This is a genomic window from Acidovorax sp. LjRoot66 (assembly GCF_964253305.1).
In the GTDB taxonomy this organism is placed as follows: domain Bacteria; phylum Pseudomonadota; class Gammaproteobacteria; order Burkholderiales; family Burkholderiaceae_C; genus Acidovorax.
Map to the genome: position 1 here is coordinate 5,333,129 of NZ_CAXUQU020000001.1, position 19,372 is coordinate 5,352,500.

The following is a 19,372-nucleotide window of genomic DNA, read 5'->3' on the forward strand; positions in this document are numbered from 1 at the left end:
CTCGGATCAGCGGTCCCATTGTCGGCGACCCATGCTGGCACCAGCCAGCGCTGGCTTGCAGCGAGCTCAATAAATATGCAACAATTAAAGTTACCTGAATTTCATGCAGCCATGCCTATTTCCTCCACCAGCGCCAACCCGCCCGCTCCGTTCGCCGATCCCCAGGCCGTGGCGTCCTACGCAGACCGCACCCGCCGCCTGGTGCCCGGTGCGGACGACCTGCAGAAAATGGCCGGCGTGCTGCTGGCCGAGCGTGCGCCGCCCCTGGCCAAGGTGCTGGTCGTCGGTGCGGGCGGCGGTGCCGAACTGGGGGTCTTCGCCCGGGCGCAGCCGCAGTGGCGCTTTGTGGGCGTGGACCCGTCCGAGCCCATGCTGCAGCTGGCGCGGAACACGCTCGGGCCGTTGGCGGAGCGCGTGGACTTCCACCACGGCTATGTGCACACCGCGCCTGCAGGCCCCTTCGATGCCGCGACCTGCCTGCTCACCCTGCATTTCTTGCCCTTGGATGAAAGGCTGGCCACCTTGCAGGCCATCCGCCAGCGCCTGCAGCCCGGCGCCCCCCTGGTGACAGCCCACCTGAGCTTTCCGCTGGCACCGCCGGCAGAGCGCGCGCAGTGGCTGGCCCGCTATGCGGCCTTCGCGATCGCCTCGGGGGTGGACCCTGAGGCCGCGCGGCGTGCCGCCACAGCCATCGACACCGCCCTGCCCCTGCTCGGCCCGGGCGAGGAGGAAGCGCTGCTGGCGCAGGCCGGCTTCAGCGGCATCCGCCTGTTCTATGCGGGGCTGGCGTTCCGCGGCTGGGTCGCGCAGGCCTGACGGGCTATGCCTTCAGCCCATGCCGCTCATGCCACTCGGCCAGTGATTCGGCTGGAAACGCCTGGTAGTGCCTGTGGCCCTTGCCCTTGGGCACATCGACCCAGTTGGCCACAAATTCGAGCATGCCTTCGACCACCTCCGGGGGCTTGGGCAGGGGGGTGTCGATGGCCGAGGCATGGGGATGGACCAGTTCGGGCCAGCGCGGATCCCATAGCCACAGGGCGCTGCCACATTGCAGGCAGAACTTGCGTTCGGCCTTGGAGCGCCTGGCGCGTTGGCCCTCTTCGCGCATCACCGCATGGTAGGTGCCCAAGTGTTTGGCCCCCTGGACCTTGAGCGTGCGCGCATCGCCGCCCAGGTTGATGGCATAGCCGCCCCCGCCCGCCGTCTTGCGGCAGATGGAGCAGTGGCAGTGCATGAAGGGCACGGGGCTGTCGGCTTCGAGCGAGAAGCGGACGGCGCGGCAATGGCAGGAGCCTTCGAGGTGCATGGCGGGTCCTCAGCTTTTGGATTGGGTCCCGCAGCCTACACAGCCTGGCAAGGGGGGCCTGTAGGAGTGCCGCGCATCTCCAGACAGCCAAAAGCAAAAGGGCTTCGGAAGATGTCCCGAAGCCCCTTTGACAATGCCCTGCGGGCGGAAAGCTCAGCCTTCGTCCGGCGCGTCCAGGCCCAGCTCCTGGATCTTGCGGGTGATGGTGTTGCGGCCGATGCCCAGGCGCTGCGCGGCTTCCATCCGGCGGCCGTGGGTGGCGACCAGGGCCGTGCGGATCAGGCGCGACTCGAAGCGGCGGGTGAGGGCATCCCACACCTCGGGCTGGCCGCCGGACAGGAGCTTTTGCGCCTCGGCCTCCAGCGCCTGCTCCCAGCTCAACACAGGGCTGGCCGACGCGGCGGGGGCAGCCGTGTCGGCAGCCCAGGCAGCAGCCGGCGCGGCGGCCACGAACTGCGGTGCCGAGGGTGCGACGGCATGCAGCCCCCCCACCATTTCGGGCGGATGCGCAATGGCGGCCACGGGCATGGCAATCACCGGCTGCGGTGCCGCGGCATGGCCGTCGGCCACGGCGGCACGCGCAGGCGCCTGGAACACCGGGGCCTCCAGCACCTCGGGTGGCAGGTCCTGCAGCGAGATCACCTGCGCGGGCGCCATCACCGTCAGCCAGTGGCAGATGTTCTCGAGCTGGCGCACGTTGCCGGGGAAGGCGAACTGCTCCAGCCGCGCCAGGGCCGAGTCGGCAATGCGCTTGGGCTCCACGCCGAGCTGGCGCGCGCTCTGCTGCAGGAAGTGGCGCGTGAGCATGGGCACGTCTTCGTGGCGCTCGCGCAGCGCGGGCAGGCGCAGGCGGATGACGTTCAAGCGGTGGAACAAATCCTCGCGGAAACCGCCTTCCTTGACGCGCCGCTCCAGGTCCTGGTGGGTGGCTGCGATCACGCGCACATGGGCCTTCACGGCCGCATGGCCGCCCACACGGTAGAACTGGCCGTCCGACAGCACGCGCAAGAGGCGCGTCTGCAGGTCAAACGGCATGTCGCCGATTTCGTCGAGGAAGAGCGTGCCCCCCTCGGCCTGCTCGAATCGGCCGCGCCGCTGTGTCTGGGCGCCGGTGAAGGCACCGCGCTCGTGGCCGAAAAGTTCGGATTCCAGCAGATCCTTGGGGATGGCCGCCGTGTTGATGGCCACGAAGGGCCCCTCTGCGCAGGGCGAGTGCTTGTGCAGCGCGCGCGCCACGAGTTCCTTGCCCGAGCCCGATTCGCCGGTGATCAGCACCGTGACCTGGCTCTGGCTGAGCCGGCCGATGGCGCGGAACACGTCCTGCATGGCGGGCGCCTGGCCCAGCATCTCGGGGGTTTCGGCCTGGCGCTCTTCGGTCACTTCCTCGCGCTGGCTTTCTTCCACCGCGCGGCGGATCAGCTCCACCGCCTTGGGCAGGTCGAAGGGTTTGGGCAGGTATTCGAACGCGCCGCGCTGGAAGGCCGAAACGGCGCTGTCCAGGTCGGAATACGCCGTCATGATGATGACGGGCAGACCGGGCTGCAGTTCGCGTACTTTTTCGAGCAGCTGCAGGCCCGAGCCTCCAGGCATGCGGATGTCGCTCACCAGGACCTGGGGGCCCTGGCGGGCGGGGTCGCCTGCGGTGACGTCGGCCAGCGCGTCGAGCACTTCGCGCGGGTGGGTGAAGCTGCGCGTGGGCAGGTTCTCCCGGGCCAGCGCCTTTTCCAGGACGAAGCGGATCGAGGGGTCGTCATCTACTAACCAGATCGGCTTCATATCTTTGTCTTACCTTCCCTGTGGTTGCGTGTCAGGGACCTCAGGGCAAGGGGATCAGGAATCGGAAGTCGGTGCGACCCGGTACGCTGTCGCATTCAATCAATCCGTGGTGCCGTTGTACGAAGGTTTGCGCCAACGTGAGTCCCAGCCCCGATCCGCCGTCCCGACCCGACACCAGAGGGTAAAAAATACGCTCTTTGATGGCATCGGGTACGCCCGGTCCGTTGTCGATGACATGCAATTCCAGTGCCAGCCGATATCGCTGGCGACCAAACGTTACTTGTCGGGCCACGCGGGTGCGCAAGGTGATCACCGCATCGCCCGCAGCAATGCGCTCGGCCAGTGCCTGCGCCGCGTTCTGAACCACGTTGAGCAGTGCCTGGATGAGCTGCGCCCGGTCGCCGCGGAACTCTGGGATGGAGGTGTCGTAGTCGCGCTGCACACGCAGGCCTTGCGGGTACTCCACCAGCACCAGCGAGCGCACGCGCTCGCACACCTCGTGGATATTGACGTCGCCCACCAGGTGCGGGTGGCGGTGCGGGGCCAGCAGGCGGTCCACCAGGCTTTGCAGGCGGTCCGCCTCGTGGATGATGACCTGGGTGTACTCGGTGAGCTCGCGGCTTTCGAGCTCCATCTCCAGCAACTGGGCCGCGCCACGGATGCCGCCCAGGGGGTTCTTGATCTCGTGGGCCAGGTTGCGGATCAGCTCCTTGTTGGCCTGGGCCTGGTCGAGCAGGCGCTCCTCACGGTCCTGGCGGGCCTGCTGCTCCAGCGGCCACAGTTCCACCAAGATCTCACCGGCCTGCTCCGCCGCCGCCACGTTGACATGCACGGGCACGGGGTCCTGGTGCAGGCGTTTCAGGCTGGCTTCGTAGCGCAGCGCCGCAAAATCCTGCACGCGGGCACCGGCCAGCGCGGTTTGCAACAGGGCCGGGTCGGTGAAGAAGGTGGAGAAATCACCCCCTTCGAGGGTGCGGCGCGACAGGCCAAGGGTGTTTTCCAGCGCCGCATTGGCGAACTGCACGGCGCCGTCGGCGCGCAGTACCGCCACCAGCGTGGACATCAGGTCCAGCGAATGAAAGCGCCCGGTATCTGGCGAGAGGGAATGGTCCGGTGGAGTACTCACGCGTGGGTCCGGCCTCAATTGGCGGGGGCCACGCGGCCCAACTCACGCTTGATGCCGGCGATGTCGCTCTCGCTGCGGGACACGCTGGCCTTGAGTTCGGCCGTGCGCTCAATGTAGCGCTGCGGGTTGCGCAGATCCAGGGCGTTGCGCTCGGGCGCGCCGCCGTTGTATTCCTTGACCAGCTCGGCATGGCGCGCCTCGGCCTTGCGCAGTTCGGATTCGAGGATGGCACGCGCATCGGAGTCGCGGGCCTTCTGGTCGTTGCTGCTCACGCGCGGGGCGTTCGGCGGCGATGCAGACGGGGCGCTGCCAGCGGCAGGCGCGGCAGTGCCACCTGCAGCTGCTGCTGGACGCGAGCCCTGCACCACAGTCACATTGCCGCCTTCGACCAGCTTGCAGCCACGCTCCTTGGCCTGGGTCGCGTTGTTCGTGTACTCATTGCCACAGCGGTAGATGCGGTCCTGGGCCCAGCCGGCAACGGGGGCCAGGGCAGCAAGCAACAACAGGGTGGTAACAGTCTTCTTCATGGAAATTCCTCGCGCGAGCAGCAAATGCACAGTACAGCCAGAGAGTATCCCCGAATCAACCCGCATCGCCAATCCGGCAAGTGCTGCGGCCGTGAGGGGTTAACGGTGCGGCAAGGGCCGTCCAAAGCCGGGGCGGCCCTGGTGGCAAAGGCGAACGCTGGCGGATGGCGCTACGGCAATACACCGGTTCAGAGGCTTCCTGGCCGGTGTTGGTTCCGTGCACACCGAATCGGCTGCACCATGGAAAAAGGCGGCTTGCGCCGCCTTTTCGGGTAACCGCCGGGAGGGGCAGATTACAGCGAGTAGTACATGTCGTACTCGACAGGGTGGGGAGCCATGCGGAAGCGCGTGACTTCGGTCATCTTCAGGTCGATGTAGGCATCGAGCATGGAGTCGGTGAACACGCCACCCTTGGTCAGGAAGCTGCGGTCCTTGTCGAGGTATTCCAGGGCCTGGTCCAGGCTGTGGCAGACGGTAGGCACCAGCTTGTCTTCCTCGGGTGGCAGATGGTACAGATCCTTCGTGGCAGCTTCGCCGGGATGGATCTTGTTTTCCACGCCGTCCAGGCCGGCCATCATCAGGGCCGAGAAGGCCAGGTAAGGGTTGGCCGATGGATCGGGGAAGCGCGCTTCGATGCGGCGGCCCTTGGGGTTGGCAACGTAAGGAATGCGGATCGAGGCCGAGCGGTTGCGGGCCGAGTAGGCCAGCTTCACGGGGGCTTCGAAGCCGGGCACCAGGCGCTTGTACGAGTTTGTGCCGGGGTTGGTGATGGCGTTCAGGGCACGTGCGTGCTTGATGATGCCGCCGATGTAGTACAGCGCGAAGTCCGACAGGCCGGCGTAGCCGTCGCCTGCGAACAGGTTCTTGCCGTCCTTCCAGATGGACTGGTGCACGTGCATGCCGGAGCCGTTGTCGCCAGCGTAGGGCTTGGGCATGAAGGTGGCGGTCTTGCCGTAGGCGTTGGCCACGTTCCAGACCACGTACTTCAGGACCTGCGTCCAGTCGGCGCGCTCGACCAGCGTGCTGAAACGCGTGCCGATTTCGTTCTGGCCAGCGCCTGCCACTTCGTGGTGGAACACTTCGACCGGGATGCCCAGGGATTCGAGGATCAGGGACATCTCGGCGCGCATGTCCTGCGTGCTGTCGACGGGAGGCACGGGGAAGTAGCCGCCCTTGACGGTGGGACGGTGGCCACGGTTGCCGCCTTCGAGCTTGGCGCCCGAGTTCCAGGGGGCTTCGTACTCTTCGATCTCGAACATGACCTTGCCGGGTTCGTTGGACCAGCGCACGCCGTCGAAGATGAAGAATTCTGGCTCGGGGCCAAAGAAGGCCGTGTCGCCCAGGCCGGAGGCCTTGAGGTAGGCTTCGGCGCGCTTGGCGATGGAGCGTGGATCGCGGTCGTAGGCCTTGCCGTCACCGGGTTCGATCACGTCGCACTGCAGGAACAGCGTGGTTTCTTCGAAGAACGGGTCGATGTTGGCGGTATTGGGGTCGGGCATGAGTTGCATGTCCGAGGCTTCGATGCCCTTCCAGCCAGCCACCGACGAACCGTCAAATGCGTGGCCCGACGTGAACTTGTCTTCATCGAAGTGGGAAACCGGCACGGTCACGTGCTGTTCCTTGCCCCGGGTATCGGTAAAACGGAAGTCAACGAACTTGACCTCGTTTTCCTTCACGATCTTCATCACGTCTGCAACGGTCTTGGCCATCAGGTTCTCCTGGGTAAAAGCGCTTGTTGAAAAAAGAATTTGCCGAAATAAAAGCAGTTTGCGTGCCAGCGGGGTGCAATCACCGCACTATCGCGGAGCAGCGGCCCGGCCTGGGGTCTGGCGAGGACGGTTGAGCGCACAATTTTGGTGCAACACAATAGCCCGCATTGCGCATCACAGGTTGCGCACCATTTCAGGGCCAAGATCCGCACCAAATTCGTGCAGGCCATTTTTGAGGTCCGTCCATGCTGCGGGGAGCGCCTGCGCCGGGCCTTTGACGCCCAGTTCAATGTGCCGCCCGTATTGTGGATGATCCACGCTGGGCAAACTGAACACCCGCACCCCGGCGTGCGATTTTTCTATCTGCTCCATGAGCGGCGTGAGCGCTGCCTCCATGGCGCCGAACACCACCACCGAGTGTTCGGTCTGGGGCGTGCGGTTGAAGTGCTCGGCGTACAGGGTGTCCAGCACCCACTCGATCATGGGCCAGGCCATCACCGGAAAGCCCGGCACGAAGTGCACGGCGCCGCCCTCACTGCCCGGGCTGTCGCAGGTGAAGCCGGGAATCTTGTTGTACGGATTGGGAATGGTGCGTGCCCCTGCGGGGAACATGCCCATGTTCAACCGGTGCAGGTTGTCGTGGCGGTCGGGCTCGTAGGGCAGGCCCTGCTCGCGCGCCACGTCCTGCATGCGCTCTCGGATCAGGCGCTCGGCCTCGGGGTGCAGGGCCAGATCGGTACCCAGAGCCCGCGCTGCGCATTGGCGGGTGTGGTCGTCCGGCGTGGCGCCGATGCCGCCGCACGAGAAGACCACGTCGCCCGAAGCAAAGGCGCGCTGCAGCGTGGCGGTGATGCGCGCGGGGTCGTCCCCTACGTAGTCGGCATAGGACAGGGCCAGGCCGCGCGCGGCCAGCAGTTCGATGGCCTTGGGCATGTGCTTGTCGGCACGCTTGCCCGAGAGGATTTCGTCGCCGACGATGATGAGGCCGAAGGTAGGGGTCATGGGGTGCGGGGATCGGTAGGAAAGGTGCCGGGGGCCGGCAGACTGGCCGCTGCGGGCTCTGGCGCGCTGATGGTGGGCGGCGTGATGTCTTCGATGGCGGGCGCGGGCGCCAGCGTGTCCAGCGGCAGGCGCGAGGGCACGGGCATGGTGGCGCGGACATCGTCCTCGCGCAGCTCCTGCAGCGCCGCCAGGCAGAAATGCGTGAACCACAGCGACGAGAACGCGAACACCAGCATGTAGATCCAGATCGCCAGCGGCACCAGGATGGCAAAAGCGGCCACGAACAGCACGCCCGATGCCCAGACGATGCTGGGTGCAGCGCCCAAGTAGCCGGTGATGATGCCGATGCCCAGCAGGCTGGCGCGGTGGCGCTGGAAAAGCCGCTTGCGCTCCTCCTTGCTGGCATGCTCGGCCAGCGCGTCGAAGGCCATCACACGGTAGGTGAGCCAACCCCAGATCAGCGGCGGCAGCACCAGCACCAGCGGGGGCACAAGCCACAGCGGCACGGACACCACCAGCGCCACCAGCGCCATCACCGTGGAGCCCACGGACCAGGCCACGCTGGCGAAGAAGGAGCCGCCCTTCTTGCGCGCGAGGTCGGGAAAGCGCCGTTCGGCGACCAGGGTCACGAGCGCCGGGGTCATGAGCACCGCCACCAGCAGCAGCGACACCACGACCAGGACCGGCGTGGCCGCCAGGATGACCATCATGGGGGCGAGCGCAGACACCACGCTGCCCAGGCCCCAGCCCTCGAGCCAGCCCCAGAAATTCTTGAGCATGGGGGAGGCATCAAGAAGTGAGTGCATGCTCTGCACCGCCACATCCCAGTAGAAGTAGCCCAGCCCGAACGCAAGCGCCGCCATCAGCAGCAATGGCAGCAGCGAGAGGAGGATGACGCGGGGGCGCATGCAGTACGCCGCGGCGCGCCAGAAAGAGTCCAGCAGTAGTCCCATGCGCCTGAGCATACCGCGAGCCTCGCCGCTCTTGATGAAACCCTGCACCGCCCGGCGGTTGCGCGGGTTCCCGCTGTGCCTATCAGGCCTGTTCGGGCTGTGCGCCCACTGGTTTGCCGGCATCCAGCCCGCGCCGCGCATAGCGCTGCGCGAGCACGCCGCAGACCATGAGCTGCATCTGGTGGAACAGCATCAGCGGCAGCACGATGGCGCCAGCCACGTTGGTGGCAAACAGCACGTTGGCCATGGGCACGCCGCTGACCAGGCTCTTCTTGGAGCCGCAGAAGACGATGGTGATCTCGTCTTCCTTGGAGAAGCCCATGCGCCGCGCGCTCCAGGTGGTGAGGGTGAGCACCAGCGCCAGCAGCACCGCGCACACGGCCAGCAGGCCGGCCAAAGCCATGGGGGGCACCTGGGACCACAGGCCGTCAATGACGGCGTGGCTGAAGGCGGCGTACACCACCAGCAGGATGGAGCCCTGGTCCACCACCTTCATGACGGACGCTCGCTGCTGCAAAAAGCCGCTGATCCAGGGGCGCAGCAGGTGGCCGATGGCAAAAGGCAGCAGCAGTTGCAGGCCGATGCGGCCCATGGCGGCCAGCGGATCGCCCATGGCCGCGTTCTGCGACATCAGCAAGCCCACCAGCAGCGGCGTGAATGCCACGCCCAGCAGCGTGGATGCCGAGGCGCTGCACACGGCCGCAGGGATGTTGCCGCGCGCCATGGAGACGAAGGCAATTGCCGACTGCACTGTGGCCGGCAGCGCGCACAGGTAGAGGATGCCGGTGTACAGGTCGCGCGTGACCAGCGGCTCAAGCACCGGGCGCAGCGCCCAGCCCAGCAGCGGGAACAGCACGAAGGTGCTGGCCACCACCACCAGGTGCAGGCGCCAGTGGCCGATGCCGGCCAGGATGGCCTCACGCGAGAGCTTGGCCCCGTGCAGGAAGAACAGCAGGCTCACGGCCGCCGTGGTGGCAACCTCCAGCCCCCGGGCAAAGCTGCCAGAGGCTGGCAGCAGGCTGGCGGCGATGACCGTGGCGACGAGGTAAAGCGTGAAATTGTCGGGAAGCAGGCGGGAGCGGGCCATGGGTACGGGGGCGTAGACGCCTCTTGAGAACGGTATGCACTGATTGGACCTGCTTTGCCACCCCAAGAGAAATGGATTGATTTGATGAATTTATAATGAATCCTCATGAATCAAGGGTGTGCCATGGCCTATTTCCCCACGCGCGGCCCACGGCGTGCGGCGTCTGCTTTGTCGCACGGCTTGCCCATGGCCCGCCATGGGTTGCGCCGCGCTTCGCGCATCCATCCCCACGCCATGGCCCGCGCGAAGGGGAAATAGGCCATGGCGCACCCTAGTTTGCGCCAACTGCGCGTCTTCCAATCCGTGGCCCTGCACAGCAGCTTCACGCGCGCGGGCGACCAGATCGGCCTGACCCAGCCCGCCGTGAGCCGCTGCGTTACCGAGCTGGAGCAGCACCTGGGCATCAAGCTGCTGGACCGCACCACGCGCGAGGTGGTGCTGACGGAGGCGGGCCGCAGCCTGGCAGTGCGCCTGGCGCGGGTGCTGGAAGACCTGGACAGCGTGCTGCTCGATGTGCGTGGCCTGGCCACGCAACGCCAGGGTCGGGTGCGCGTGGCCAGCAGCCCCACCCTGTCGGCCAACCTGCTGCCCGAATGCATTGCGCGCTGCCGGCAGGAGCACCCGGGGCTGCAACTGCTGCTGCTGGACCGCATGCAGCACGATGCACTGGCCAGCGTGCTCTCGGGCGAGGTGGATTTCGGCGTGGTGATCGAACCCGAGCCGGGGCGCAGCGATGAGTTGCACGCCGAAGCCATCCTCTCGGAACCCTTTTGCCTGGTCTGCCCGCCCACGCACCGGCTGGCGCGCCAGCGCAGCGTGCGCTGGGCCGCCCTGGATGGCGAACCATTGGTGCTGCTCGACCATGCCTCGGGCAGCCGCCGGCTGATCGACGATGCGCTGCGCCAGCATGGCGTGCAGGCGCCGGTGGCGCAGGAGGTCGGCCACGTGACCACCATCTTTCGCATGCTGGATGCAGGCCTGGGCATCTCGGTGGTGCCCACGCTGGCCCTGCCGCCCTCCGGGCTGCAAGGTCTGGAGGTGCGACCGCTCACACCCCGCGTGGAGCGCGCCATCGTGCTGGTGCGGCGGGCCAACCGCGCGCTGGCGCCCGTGGCCGAGGTAGCCTGGGGGCTGGTGCGCGACGTGGCAGCGAAGCGGGCCTAAGCCTTTCCGAACAAGCGCAGCACCCCGCGCCATTGCTGCGACCAGAAGCCGCGGCCGTAGTCGCGCGTACGCCCGTCGGGCCCGGGCTCCACCTGGTCGCGCACGCCCGTGGGGTCGTAGCGCTGCTCGAAGTTGGCGGTGCGCATCAGCATGTCCCACCAGGGCAGGAGCACGCCGAAGTTGTGGCCGCCCAGCACCACGCGCGGCGCCTTCTCGCACGCAGCCGCCGGTTTGATGGTTTCGTGCCCGATGCCGATGCTGTGGTGCAGCCGGTGAAAGCGGGGGCTCACCCACAGGCGCTCCCCCAGGCGGCCGAACCACAGGCGCACGTTGGCGTGCTGGAAGCTTTCGCTCAGTTGCGTGATGGCCACGATGGCCACGAACTGCCCCGGCGCCACGCCGATGAGCTGGGCCACCACCACCAGGATGGTGTCGCGCAGCATGTCATCCAGCAGGTGGTTGCGGTTGTCGCTCCACATCGTCATCTGTTGCTGCGAGTGGTGCAGCGAATGCAGCCGCCACCACCATTCGAAATGGTGCTGGCCGCGGTGGATCCAGTAGTCCACGAAGTCGAATACCACCAGGTACATGAGCAGGCTGACCCAGGCCACGTCGGTCACGCCGGGCCAGATGCCATCGAGGTGGAAGGTGCTGATGCCCGACATGCGCAACTCGCCGAACAGCGCGTCCATCAGCGGGTCGATGGCAAAGAACAGGCCCACGCGGAACAGGCCCAGCCGGTGCAGCAGGGTGTAGAGGATGTCGGTGCGGATGGTGGCGCGGTTGGTCACCGGCTCCACCGGGCGCCAGCGCTGCAGCGGCCCGATGACGGCGATGATGACGGCCAGCTGCAGCAGGCCCACCAGCAGCCAGCCAGTGGCGTCGTAGCCATCCTCCAGCAGGTTGCCCAGGCCGCCCGCGAACATCAATGGCTGCACCACGGTCTCGAACAGCCATTGCTGCGCACCGTCGAATACCGAGCTCAACCACTCCATAACGTTCCCCGCTCCTGTTGCTGTCGCCTCATATGCCGCTGCCGCCCGGCATCACCGCACGGTCTTTGTAGCGTAGTCCGGGTGCTCGCGCAGTGTCCTGAAGCAAAACCCCCGCTCCTTCAGCCCCACGATCAGCGGCTCCAGCACGGCGGGCGCCCAGGGGTCCGTGCGCGACCAGATGCCGAGGTGCGCCAGCAGGATGTCGCCCGCGCGGATGTCGCGCAGCGCCTTGCGCAGCAGCGCCTCGTTGCTGGCCTGCGCGGTGGACAGCTCGTCACCCAGAAAGCCCGCAGGCGACCAGCCCACGTGGGTGTAGCCGCAGGCCTGGGCGCTGGCGATCAATTGGGGCGACGTCTTGCCGCCCGGCGCGCGGAACAGCGGCAAGGGCTTTTGCCCGGTGATGGCCTGCAGCCGGTCGGCGGCCTTGGTGATCTCGGCGCAGTATTCGGCCGCCGTCATCGTGAAATCCTGCCCTGCGCGCGGGCCGGCCGAAGGGCGCACCTTGAAGGATGGCTTGGCGGCCGTGCCCAGGTCAGCGCGCCAGTAGGTGTGGTCCCAGGTGTGGGAGGCAAAGGCGTGGCCTTCGGCCGCGCGGGCCCGCCACCAGGGTGCCCAGTGCCCGCCCAGGCTGCCGTCGCCCTCCTTGGTGCGCTCCTGCGCCGCAAAGAAGGTCACCCGCACCTGCTGGCGCTCGAGCACATCGGCGATGAGCGGGGCCACCTCCATGTGGCCGGTGTCCAGGGTCAGGTAGACGGGTTTGGTGCAGTCGCCGGCGGGGGCTGGCGCGCTGCCTTGCGCCAGGCCTGCAGGCACCGCCAGCAGCCATACCCAGGGCAAGACCGCCCTCGCAGTGCAAGCCACAGCCATGCCAGCAGTCATGCCGCTGCTACCGGGGGGCGTGCTGCAGCGTCCAGACGCCATGCGGGGACTTGCCCACCGGCACCTGGCGCACCACCTTCTTCGCCTCGGTGTCCACCACCGACAGCTTGCGCGCCCAGCGCGAGCTCACGTAGATGAAGCGGCCATCGGCCGAGACTTCCATGCAATCGGGCCCGCCGGGCACGGAGTAGCTGTCCACCACGGCCATGGAGGCCATGTCGATCTTGCTGATGGAGTTAGCCACCCGGTTGCTCACGTAGAGGTGCTTGCCGTCGCCCGCCGCCCGAAAGGCGTGCGCGCCATTGCCGGTCTTGATCTTCCTGATGCTGCGCGGCTCGCGGCCCGAGACGTCGAAAACTTCGACGCTGTCGCCCCCGGTGAGGCCGAGGAAGACATGCTTGTCATCCGGGCTGCCATACACGTCGGCCGGCATGGGGCCGGTCTTGATGCGCCACTTGACCACCTGCTTGGCGATGTCGATGGCCACCAGCTCGTCGCTGTCCTGCATGGACACGTAGACCGTGGTGCTGCGGCTGTCGATCCACATGTGGCTCGGGGTGCGGGCGGTGTTCACGCGTGCGACCAGCGTAGGCTCCTTGCCATCCCAGCGGTAGAAATCCACATGGTTGAGCCGGTTGGCCGCCGTGATCAGCCATTTCATGTCGGGCGTGAAGCGCAGGTGGTAGGGGTCCACGATGCCGCGCACCGTGCGCTGGACCTGCGCCGTGCGCGGGTCCAGGAAGGTCAGCGTGTCACCCAGCGCATTGGCCACGATGAGCGAGCGCTCGTCGGGCGTGAGGTACAGGTGGTGCGGCTCCTTGCCGGTGGGGATGCGCGAGGTCTCCGTCCAGGTCAGTGGATCGATCACACTGACGTTGGCCTCCAGCGAGTTCAGCACAAAAATCGGCGGCACCGCTGCCAATGCAGCACTGCCCCACAGCAACACCAGGCCGGCCAGGGCGGCGCATGCGCGCACGGGGGAAAAAATCTTCACAAACAAACACTTTCAGGACAGCCTGCAAGTGTAGCGCCGTGAGTCGGCGCCTCCCTGCCGCAAGGCGTAACATCTGCCCATGGAGGCGGGTTGGATCAAGGAAGTTCCGCGTTTGGGGCGGATTTCTGGGCCGCAAGCCGCCCCGGGCGCGCATTTTCGAGCACGGCATCCCTGCCGTACTCCACCGGCGAGCAACCATGCCGCGCCTTGAATGCTCGGCTGAATGCGGACACCGAGGTGTAACCCACGCCCAATGCTGCGCTGCCCACGGTGCTGGCACCGAGCAGCAGCCGCGCGGCGCAGTCGAGCCGCCAGCCGTTGAGGTAGGCCATGGGCGTCTCTCCGACCACGGGCGCGAAGCGTTCAGCAAACGCCGTGCGGGACATGGGGCCCAGCGCGGCCAGCTCCTCCAGCGACCAGTTGCGCTGCGGCTGCGCGTGCATGGCGGCTATCGCACGGCCGATGCGCGGGTCCATGGCCCCCGCCAGCCAGCCGGTTTGCGCATGGTTCTGCGCGGCCCAGGTGCGCAGCGTGCGCACAAAGAGCAGGTCCAGTATGCGCGAGACCATGGCGGCGGCGCCTGCAAGTTCCTGCTCGGACTCTTCGGCGATGAGGGCACAGCCGATTTCCACCCAGTCATAGGCACCCGACGGCGGACTCGGCAGGCGGATGAGTGCGGGCAACGGCCCCAGAAAGCGCGCCGCAAACCCCCCATCGAAATCGAAGTAGCCCTGCAATGCCGTCGCACGCGCGTGCCCGTGACCACAGGCCACGGTGTGCGCAGTGCCCCGTGCCAGCAGCACAACCTCGCCTTGCCCGGCCGTGACCGAAACGCCGTCCCCATGTTCGAACACCATGGCGCCTTCGCGCACGGCGTAGAGGCAGGGCAGCCCGGGCGCATGGTCGGTCCGGTGCGGATGGGGCAACACGAGCGTGCTCACCGAGCTGCCCTTGAGGCGCAGGATGTCCAGCACCTGCGACAAGGCGTCCTGCGGCAAGGGCTTGGGCGATGGAGGGTTCATGGGGCGGGACGCAAAGCAACGTGGTCCCTATTCTGAAGCCTGCCGCTGCGGCCCACGAATCCTAAGCTTGAGCCTCATCACAGGAGGGAATTCATGGAAAAGACAATCGTGCTGGTGCATGGCGCCTGGCTTACGCCAGCCAGTTGGGACCTGTTCAGGTCGCTGTACGAATCGCGCGGATACCGCGTACTGGCACCTGCCTGGCCAGGGCTGGAGGGGCCGCTGTCCACACTCCGGCACGGCGTGCCCGCCGCCATGGCCAGGCGCACCATCAAGGACCTGGTGGACCACTACGCCCGCACCATCCAGGTCCTGCCCAGCGCACCCATCCTCGTGGGCCATTCCTTCGGCGGCCTGATCGTGCAATTGCTGGCCGACCGGGGACTGGGCTGCGCGGCAGTGGCCATCGATCCCGCGCCGCCACGGGGCGTGTTTCCACCGCCATCGGCCTTGAAGGCAGCGCTGCCGGTGCTGCTGACCTGGGCCGGATGGAACCGGGTCCACACCATGGGGTTCAAGGGCTTTTGCGCCACCTTTGCGAACACGCTGCCACCGGCCGGGCAGCGCGAGGCCTACGACAGCTTCATCGTGCAGGCGCCGGGGCGCATCTACTTCCAGGCAGCATTCGGCATCGGCAATGGCCTCGATTTCGGCAATCGCAAGCGCCCACCCCTGCTGCTGATTGCGGGAGAAGAGGATCGCACTGCCCCTGCATCCATGGTGCGGGCCAATGCCAAGCGCCACGGAAAATCACCCGTGCGGGTGGACTACCGGGAGTTTGCAGGCCGCAGCCACTGGCTGGTGCGTGAGCCGGGCTGGGAAGCGGTGGCCGAGGCTGCGCTGGACTGGGCCGAGCAGGTGACGGGCAGCGCCACTTCAGCAAAGGATCAGGCCACTGCAGCTTGAATGGCGTGGCCAGCGCAACAGAACAGACCCTCCGATACGGATTCGCATTCAATCGTATAACTCGGCGGGAAGCCACAGACAGTGCCGTAGCACGGCAAGGCGGACCAACGAAGTTAGACGGCTGAAGGCAAATCCGTATGAGGCTCCTTTGCGGGGGTCAGGCTGGCGCCGTCGTCAGCACCTTGAGATCGTCGGCGCTCAGCCAGCGCCATTGCCCGGGTGCCAGATCGGCCGGCAGCGGCATGCTGCCGATCTGCGAGCGGTGCAGGCCCTCCACGCGGTTGCCCACGGCGGCCAGCATGCGCTTGACCTGGTGGTACTTGCCTTCGGTCAAGGTCAGGTCCAGGCGGTGCGTATCCACCACCACGCAGGCCGCAGCGCGCACGGGCTTGGGGTCGTCGTCGAGCACCACGCCAGCCAGCAGCTTGCTGGCCTGGGCCTCGTCCACAGGGTGCTTGGTGGTGACCTGGTAGACCTTGGGCACATGCTTCTTGGGGGAGCTCATGCGGTGGATGAACTGGCCGTCATCGCTGAGCAGCAGCATGCCCGTCGTGTCCTGGTCCAGCCGCCCCACGGCCTGGACGCCCTGTATGGCCGTCTTGCTCGGACGCTGGCGCAAGGGAGACGGCAACAGCGAATAGATGCTGGGATAGGTCGAGGGCTTTTGCGAGCACTCCGTGCCCGCCGGCTTGTGCAGCAGCACATAGGCCTTCTCGTGGTACGGCCAGTCCACGCCCTGCACGCGCAACTGCAGTCCGTCGGCGTCGAAATCGGCCGAGGCCTCGGTGCAGGACACGTACTCCCCCGCCACACCGGAGGTACTCACCTGCACCCAGCCCTGCTGCACCAATCCGGCGCACACGCGCCGGGTTCCAAATCCCTGGGAGTACAGAATGTCTTGCAGCTGCATGGCGATCAAATAGTGTGGGGGACAGGTACAAAGCAAGGCAGACAGACGGTGCCGGCCGGCAATGCCGCAGACACCATTCAACCACTGCAGTGCCGCCAGGTTTGCCTTGCCCAAACGCAAAACCCCCCAGTCCTTTGGAGACTGAGGGGATTTGGGGCTATAAGAGCCTGACGATGACCTACTTTCACACGGGAACCCGCACTATCATCGGCGCAAAGTCGTTTCACTGTCCTGTTCGGGATGGGAAGGAGTGGTACCAACTTGCTATGGTCATCAGGCATAACTTGGAGTCGACTTGCTCTTGGAGCAAGACAACGAATTCATAGAGTGGAATCAGATTTTATGTGTTTTGACTGCGTCAACTTGGCATAACAATCTTCGAAGCTTGCACACGTCCATGAAGGAGCGTACACGGCTATCAAAGTTATAGGGTCAAGCCTCACGAGCAATTAGTATCAGTTAGCTTAACGCATTACTGCGCTTCCACACCTGACCTATCAACGTCCTGGTCTTGAACGACTCTTCAGGGGGCTCAAGGCCCCGGCAGATCTCATCTTGAAACGAGTTTCCCGCTTAGATGCTTTCAGCGGTTATCTCTTCCACACTTAGCTACTCGGCAATGCCACTGGCGTGACAACCGATACACCAGAGGTGTGTCCACTCCGGTCCTCTCGTACTAGGAGCAGGCTTCCTCAAATCTGCAGCGCCCACGGAAGATAGGGACCAAACTGTCTCACGACGTTTTAAACCCAGCTCACGTACCTCTTTAAATGGCGAACAGCCATACCCTTGGGACCGGCTACAGCCCCAGGATGAGATGAGCCGACATCGAGGTGCCAAACACCGCCGTCGATATGAACTCTTGGGCGGTATCAGCCTGTTATCCCCAGAGTACCTTTTATCCGTTGAGCGATGGCCCTTCCATACAGAACCACCGGATCACTATGTCCTGCTTTCGCATCTGCTCGACTTGTCAGTCTCGCAGTTAAGCACGCTTATGCCATTGCACTATCGTCACGATGTCCGACCGTAACTAGCGTACCTTCGAACTCCTCCGTTACGCTTTGGGAGGAGACCGCCCCAGTCAAACTGCCTACCATGCACTGTCCCCGATCCAGATAATGGACCTAGGTTAGAACCTCAAACACACCAGGGTGGTATTTCAACGTTGGCTCCATGACATCTAGCGACATCACTTCAAAGCCTCCCACCTATCCTACACAGATCTGTTCAAAGTCCAATACAAAGCTACAGTAAAGGTTCATGGGGTCTTTCCGTCTTTCCGCGGGGAGATTGCATCATCACAAACATTTCAACTTCGCTGAGTCTCAGGAGGAGACAGTGTGGCCATCGTTACGCCATTCGTGCAGGTCGGAACTTACCCGACAAGGAATTTCGCTACCTTAGGACCGTTATAGTTACGGCCGCCGTTTACTGGGACTTCAATCAAGAGCTTGCACCCCATCATTTAATCTTCCAGCACCGGGCAGGCGTCACACCCTATACGTCCACTTTCGTGTTTGCAGAGTGCTGTGTTTTTATTAAACAGTCGCAGCCACCGATTTTTTGCAACCCCGTTGGGCTCCCTCTGTTCGAGTTCACCTACTTGGGGCATACCTTCTCCCGAAGTTACGGTATCAATTTGCCGAGTTCCTTCTCCTGAGTTCTCTCAAGCGCCTTAGAATACTCATCTCGCGCACCAGTGTCGGTTTGCGGTACGGTCGTGTGTAGCTGAAGCTTAGTGGCTTTTCCTGGAAGCAGGGTATCACTCACTTCGTCTGCAAGCAGACTCGTTATCACCCCTCATCTAAGCCCGGCGGATTTGCCTACCAGGCACGACTACAGGCTTGAACCAACATATCCAACAGTTGGCTGAGCTAACCTTCTCCGTCCCCACATCGCACTACACATCGGTACAGGAATATTGACCTGTTTCCCATCAGCTACGCATCTCTGCCTCGCCTTAGGGGCCGACTCACTCTACGCCGATGAACGTTGCGTAGAAAACCTTGCGCTTACGGCGAGGGGGCTTTTCACCCCCTTTAACGCTACTCATGTCAGCATTCGCACTTCTGATACCTCCAGCATCCGTTACCAGACACCTTCACAGGCCTACAGAACGCTCTCCTACCACGTGCAATAAATTGCACATCCGCAGCTTCGGTAACTGGCTTAGCCCCGTTACATCTTCCGCGCAGGACGACTCGATCAGTGAGCTATTACGCTTTCTTTAAATGATGGCTGCTTCTAAGCCAACATCCTGACTGTTTTAGCCTTCCCACTTCGTTTCCCACTTAGCCAATTTTAGGGACCTTAGCTGGCGGTCTGGGTTGTTTCCCTCTTGAGTCCGGACGTTAGCACCCGGTGCTCTGTCTCCCAAGCTGTACTCGTCGGTATTCGGAGTTTGCATAGGTTTGGTAAGTCGCCATGACCCCCTAGCCTAAACAGTGCTCTACCCCCGACGGTAATACTTGAGGCACTACCTAAATAGTTTTCGGAGAGAACCAGCTATTTCCAAGTTTGTTTAGCCTTTCACCCCTATCCACAGCTCATCCGCTAGTTTTGCAACACTAGTCGGTTCGGACCTCCAGTACCTGTTACGGCACCTTCATCCTGGCCATGGATAGATCACTTGGTTTCGGGTCTACACCCAGCGACTGATTCGCCCTATTCGGACTCGATTTCTCTACGGCTTCCCTATTCGGTTAACCTTGCCACTGAATGTAAGTCGCTGACCCATTATACAAAAGGTACGCAGTCACCCTTGCGGGCTCCTACTTTTTGTAAGCATGCGGTTTCAGGATCTATTTCACTCCCCTCCCGGGGTTCTTTTCGCCTTTCCCTCACGGTACTGGTTCACTATCGGTCGATTACGAGTATTTAGCCTTGGAGGATGGTCCCCCCATATTCAGACAGGATTTCTCGTGTCCCGCCCTACTTGTCTCTACCTTAGTACCACACGTCTGTTTTCGCATACAGGGCTATCACCTGCTATGGCCGGACTTTCCATTCCGTT

General features: G+C 64.5%; 16 protein-coding genes and 2 rRNA genes (1 of these 18 only partly in view). 3 read left to right on the top strand and 15 right to left on the bottom strand.

The window, feature by feature from the left end; all coding sequences use genetic code 11:
- Positions 1-111 precede the first annotated feature (111 nt).
- A complete protein-coding gene (locus tag ACSQ3Y_RS25095) occupies positions 112-816 on the top strand; it encodes a class I SAM-dependent methyltransferase (RefSeq protein ID WP_436179231.1) in 705 nt (234 codons plus the stop codon).
- A 4-nt stretch (positions 817-820) separates the two neighbouring features.
- On the opposite strand, the gene ACSQ3Y_RS25100 is transcribed toward ACSQ3Y_RS25095, so the two are convergent.
- The 8 genes from ACSQ3Y_RS25100 to ACSQ3Y_RS25135 all read right to left on the bottom strand — a co-directional run bounded on the left by ACSQ3Y_RS25100 (position 821) and on the right by ACSQ3Y_RS25135 (position 9,486).
- On the bottom strand, positions 821-1,306 hold the full coding sequence (locus tag ACSQ3Y_RS25100) for a GFA family protein (RefSeq protein ID WP_436179232.1): 486 nt from the start codon (positions 1,304-1,306) through the stop codon (positions 821-823).
- Between the two features lie 153 nt (positions 1,307-1,459).
- Entirely contained in the window at positions 1,460-3,082 is a 1,623-nt protein-coding gene (gene ntrC, locus ACSQ3Y_RS25105; RefSeq protein ID WP_057205521.1) for a nitrogen regulation protein NR(I), read from the bottom strand.
- 40 nt (positions 3,083-3,122) lie between these two features.
- Positions 3,123-4,145 carry a nitrogen regulation protein NR(II) gene (gene glnL / locus ACSQ3Y_RS25110; protein ID WP_057205519.1) on the bottom strand — a complete coding sequence of 341 codons (1,023 nt, stop codon included), beginning with the start codon at positions 4,143-4,145 and terminating at the stop codon, positions 3,123-3,125.
- A 77-nt stretch (positions 4,146-4,222) separates the two neighbouring features.
- Positions 4,223-4,735: a hypothetical protein gene (locus ACSQ3Y_RS25115; RefSeq protein ID WP_057205517.1), complete on the bottom strand. Its 513-nt coding sequence runs from the start codon at positions 4,733-4,735 to the stop codon at positions 4,223-4,225.
- Between the two features lie 293 nt (positions 4,736-5,028).
- Positions 5,029-6,444, bottom strand: coding sequence for a type I glutamate--ammonia ligase (gene glnA / locus ACSQ3Y_RS25120; protein WP_007854205.1), 1,416 nt, complete (start codon positions 6,442-6,444; stop codon positions 5,029-5,031).
- Positions 6,445-6,618: 174 nt separating this feature from the next.
- Positions 6,619-7,446: a competence/damage-inducible protein A gene (locus tag ACSQ3Y_RS25125; protein ID WP_436179233.1), complete on the bottom strand. Its 828-nt coding sequence runs from the start codon at positions 7,444-7,446 to the stop codon at positions 6,619-6,621.
- Positions 7,443-8,411: an EI24 domain-containing protein gene (locus ACSQ3Y_RS25130; protein ID WP_200964009.1), complete on the bottom strand. Its 969-nt coding sequence runs from the start codon at positions 8,409-8,411 to the stop codon at positions 7,443-7,445. Before ACSQ3Y_RS25130 ends, ACSQ3Y_RS25125 begins: the two co-directional genes overlap by 4 nt.
- Before the next feature lie 70 nt (positions 8,412-8,481).
- Positions 8,482-9,486 (bottom strand): bile acid:sodium symporter family protein, encoded by a 1,005-nt coding sequence (locus tag ACSQ3Y_RS25135; RefSeq protein WP_057269655.1) that lies wholly within the window; start codon positions 9,484-9,486, stop codon positions 8,482-8,484.
- Between the two features lie 261 nt (positions 9,487-9,747).
- On the opposite strand from ACSQ3Y_RS25135, the gene ACSQ3Y_RS25140 reads away from it, so the two are divergent.
- On the top strand, positions 9,748-10,650 hold the full coding sequence (locus ACSQ3Y_RS25140; RefSeq protein ID WP_436179234.1) for a LysR substrate-binding domain-containing protein: 903 nt from the start codon (positions 9,748-9,750) through the stop codon (positions 10,648-10,650).
- On the opposite strand, the gene ACSQ3Y_RS25145 is transcribed toward ACSQ3Y_RS25140, so the two are convergent.
- The 4 genes from ACSQ3Y_RS25145 to ACSQ3Y_RS25160 all read right to left on the bottom strand — a co-directional run bounded on the left by ACSQ3Y_RS25145 (position 10,647) and on the right by ACSQ3Y_RS25160 (position 14,540).
- Positions 10,647-11,645, bottom strand: coding sequence for a sterol desaturase family protein (locus tag ACSQ3Y_RS25145; protein ID WP_436179235.1), 999 nt, complete (start codon positions 11,643-11,645; stop codon positions 10,647-10,649). The two genes, ACSQ3Y_RS25140 and ACSQ3Y_RS25145, sit on opposite strands and share 4 nt — an antisense overlap.
- A gap of 51 nt (positions 11,646-11,696) precedes the next feature.
- A complete protein-coding gene (locus tag ACSQ3Y_RS25150; protein WP_436179236.1) occupies positions 11,697-12,512 on the bottom strand; it encodes a polysaccharide deacetylase family protein in 816 nt (271 codons plus the stop codon).
- A 19-nt stretch (positions 12,513-12,531) separates the two neighbouring features.
- On the bottom strand, positions 12,532-13,518 hold the full coding sequence (locus ACSQ3Y_RS25155; RefSeq protein ID WP_436179237.1) for a YncE family protein: 987 nt from the start codon (positions 13,516-13,518) through the stop codon (positions 12,532-12,534).
- A gap of 95 nt (positions 13,519-13,613) precedes the next feature.
- A complete protein-coding gene (locus tag ACSQ3Y_RS25160; protein ID WP_436179238.1) occupies positions 13,614-14,540 on the bottom strand; it encodes an AraC family transcriptional regulator in 927 nt (308 codons plus the stop codon).
- A 93-nt stretch (positions 14,541-14,633) separates the two neighbouring features.
- Between ACSQ3Y_RS25160 and ACSQ3Y_RS25165 the strand changes: the two genes are divergently transcribed.
- On the top strand, positions 14,634-15,446 hold the full coding sequence (locus ACSQ3Y_RS25165) for an alpha/beta hydrolase (RefSeq protein ID WP_436179239.1): 813 nt from the start codon (positions 14,634-14,636) through the stop codon (positions 15,444-15,446).
- Positions 15,447-15,603: 157 nt separating this feature from the next.
- On the opposite strand, the gene ACSQ3Y_RS25170 is transcribed toward ACSQ3Y_RS25165, so the two are convergent.
- The 3 genes from ACSQ3Y_RS25170 to ACSQ3Y_RS25180 form a co-directional block, all read right to left on the bottom strand.
- Entirely contained in the window at positions 15,604-16,356 is a 753-nt protein-coding gene (locus ACSQ3Y_RS25170) for a 16S rRNA pseudouridine(516) synthase (protein ID WP_436179240.1), read from the bottom strand.
- 165 nt (positions 16,357-16,521) lie between these two features.
- Positions 16,522-16,634, bottom strand: a 5S ribosomal RNA gene (gene rrf / locus ACSQ3Y_RS25175).
- A 150-nt stretch (positions 16,635-16,784) separates the two neighbouring features.
- Positions 16,785-19,372: ribosomal RNA gene (locus tag ACSQ3Y_RS25180) — 23S ribosomal RNA — on the bottom strand; it runs 291 nt beyond the window's last position.

Excerpts from the sequence above, each read along its gene's own strand:
- ACSQ3Y_RS25135 (WP_057269655.1), bottom strand. The coding sequence starts at position 9,486 with ATGGCCCGCTCCCGCCTGCTTCCCGACAATTTCACGCTTTACCTCGTC.
- ACSQ3Y_RS25170 (WP_436179240.1), bottom strand. The coding sequence starts at position 16,356 with ATGCAGCTGCAAGACATTCTGTACTCCCAGGGATTTGGAACCCGGCGC.
- ACSQ3Y_RS25145 (WP_436179235.1), bottom strand. The coding sequence starts at position 11,645 with ATGGAGTGGTTGAGCTCGGTATTCGACGGTGCGCAGCAATGGCTGTTC.
- ACSQ3Y_RS25125 (WP_436179233.1), bottom strand. The coding sequence starts at position 7,446 with ATGACCCCTACCTTCGGCCTCATCATCGTCGGCGACGAAATCCTCTCG.
- ACSQ3Y_RS25150 (WP_436179236.1), bottom strand. The coding sequence starts at position 12,512 with ATGGCTGTGGCTTGCACTGCGAGGGCGGTCTTGCCCTGGGTATGGCTG.
- ACSQ3Y_RS25130 (WP_200964009.1), bottom strand. The coding sequence starts at position 8,411 with ATGCTCAGGCGCATGGGACTACTGCTGGACTCTTTCTGGCGCGCCGCG.
- glnL (WP_057205519.1), bottom strand. The coding sequence starts at position 4,145 with ATGTCCACGCTGGTGGCGGTACTGCGCGCCGACGGCGCCGTGCAGTTC.
- ntrC (WP_057205521.1), bottom strand. The coding sequence starts at position 3,082 with ATGAAGCCGATCTGGTTAGTAGATGACGACCCCTCGATCCGCTTCGTC.
- ACSQ3Y_RS25100 (WP_436179232.1), bottom strand. The coding sequence starts at position 1,306 with ATGCACCTCGAAGGCTCCTGCCATTGCCGCGCCGTCCGCTTCTCGCTC.
- ACSQ3Y_RS25115 (WP_057205517.1), bottom strand. The coding sequence starts at position 4,735 with ATGAAGAAGACTGTTACCACCCTGTTGTTGCTTGCTGCCCTGGCCCCC.
- ACSQ3Y_RS25160 (WP_436179238.1), bottom strand. The coding sequence starts at position 14,540 with ATGAACCCTCCATCGCCCAAGCCCTTGCCGCAGGACGCCTTGTCGCAG.
- glnA (WP_007854205.1), bottom strand. The coding sequence starts at position 6,444 with ATGGCCAAGACCGTTGCAGACGTGATGAAGATCGTGAAGGAAAACGAG.
- ACSQ3Y_RS25140 (WP_436179234.1), top strand. The coding sequence starts at position 9,748 with ATGGCGCACCCTAGTTTGCGCCAACTGCGCGTCTTCCAATCCGTGGCC.
- ACSQ3Y_RS25095 (WP_436179231.1), top strand. The coding sequence starts at position 112 with ATGCCTATTTCCTCCACCAGCGCCAACCCGCCCGCTCCGTTCGCCGAT.
- ACSQ3Y_RS25165 (WP_436179239.1), top strand. The coding sequence starts at position 14,634 with ATGGAAAAGACAATCGTGCTGGTGCATGGCGCCTGGCTTACGCCAGCC.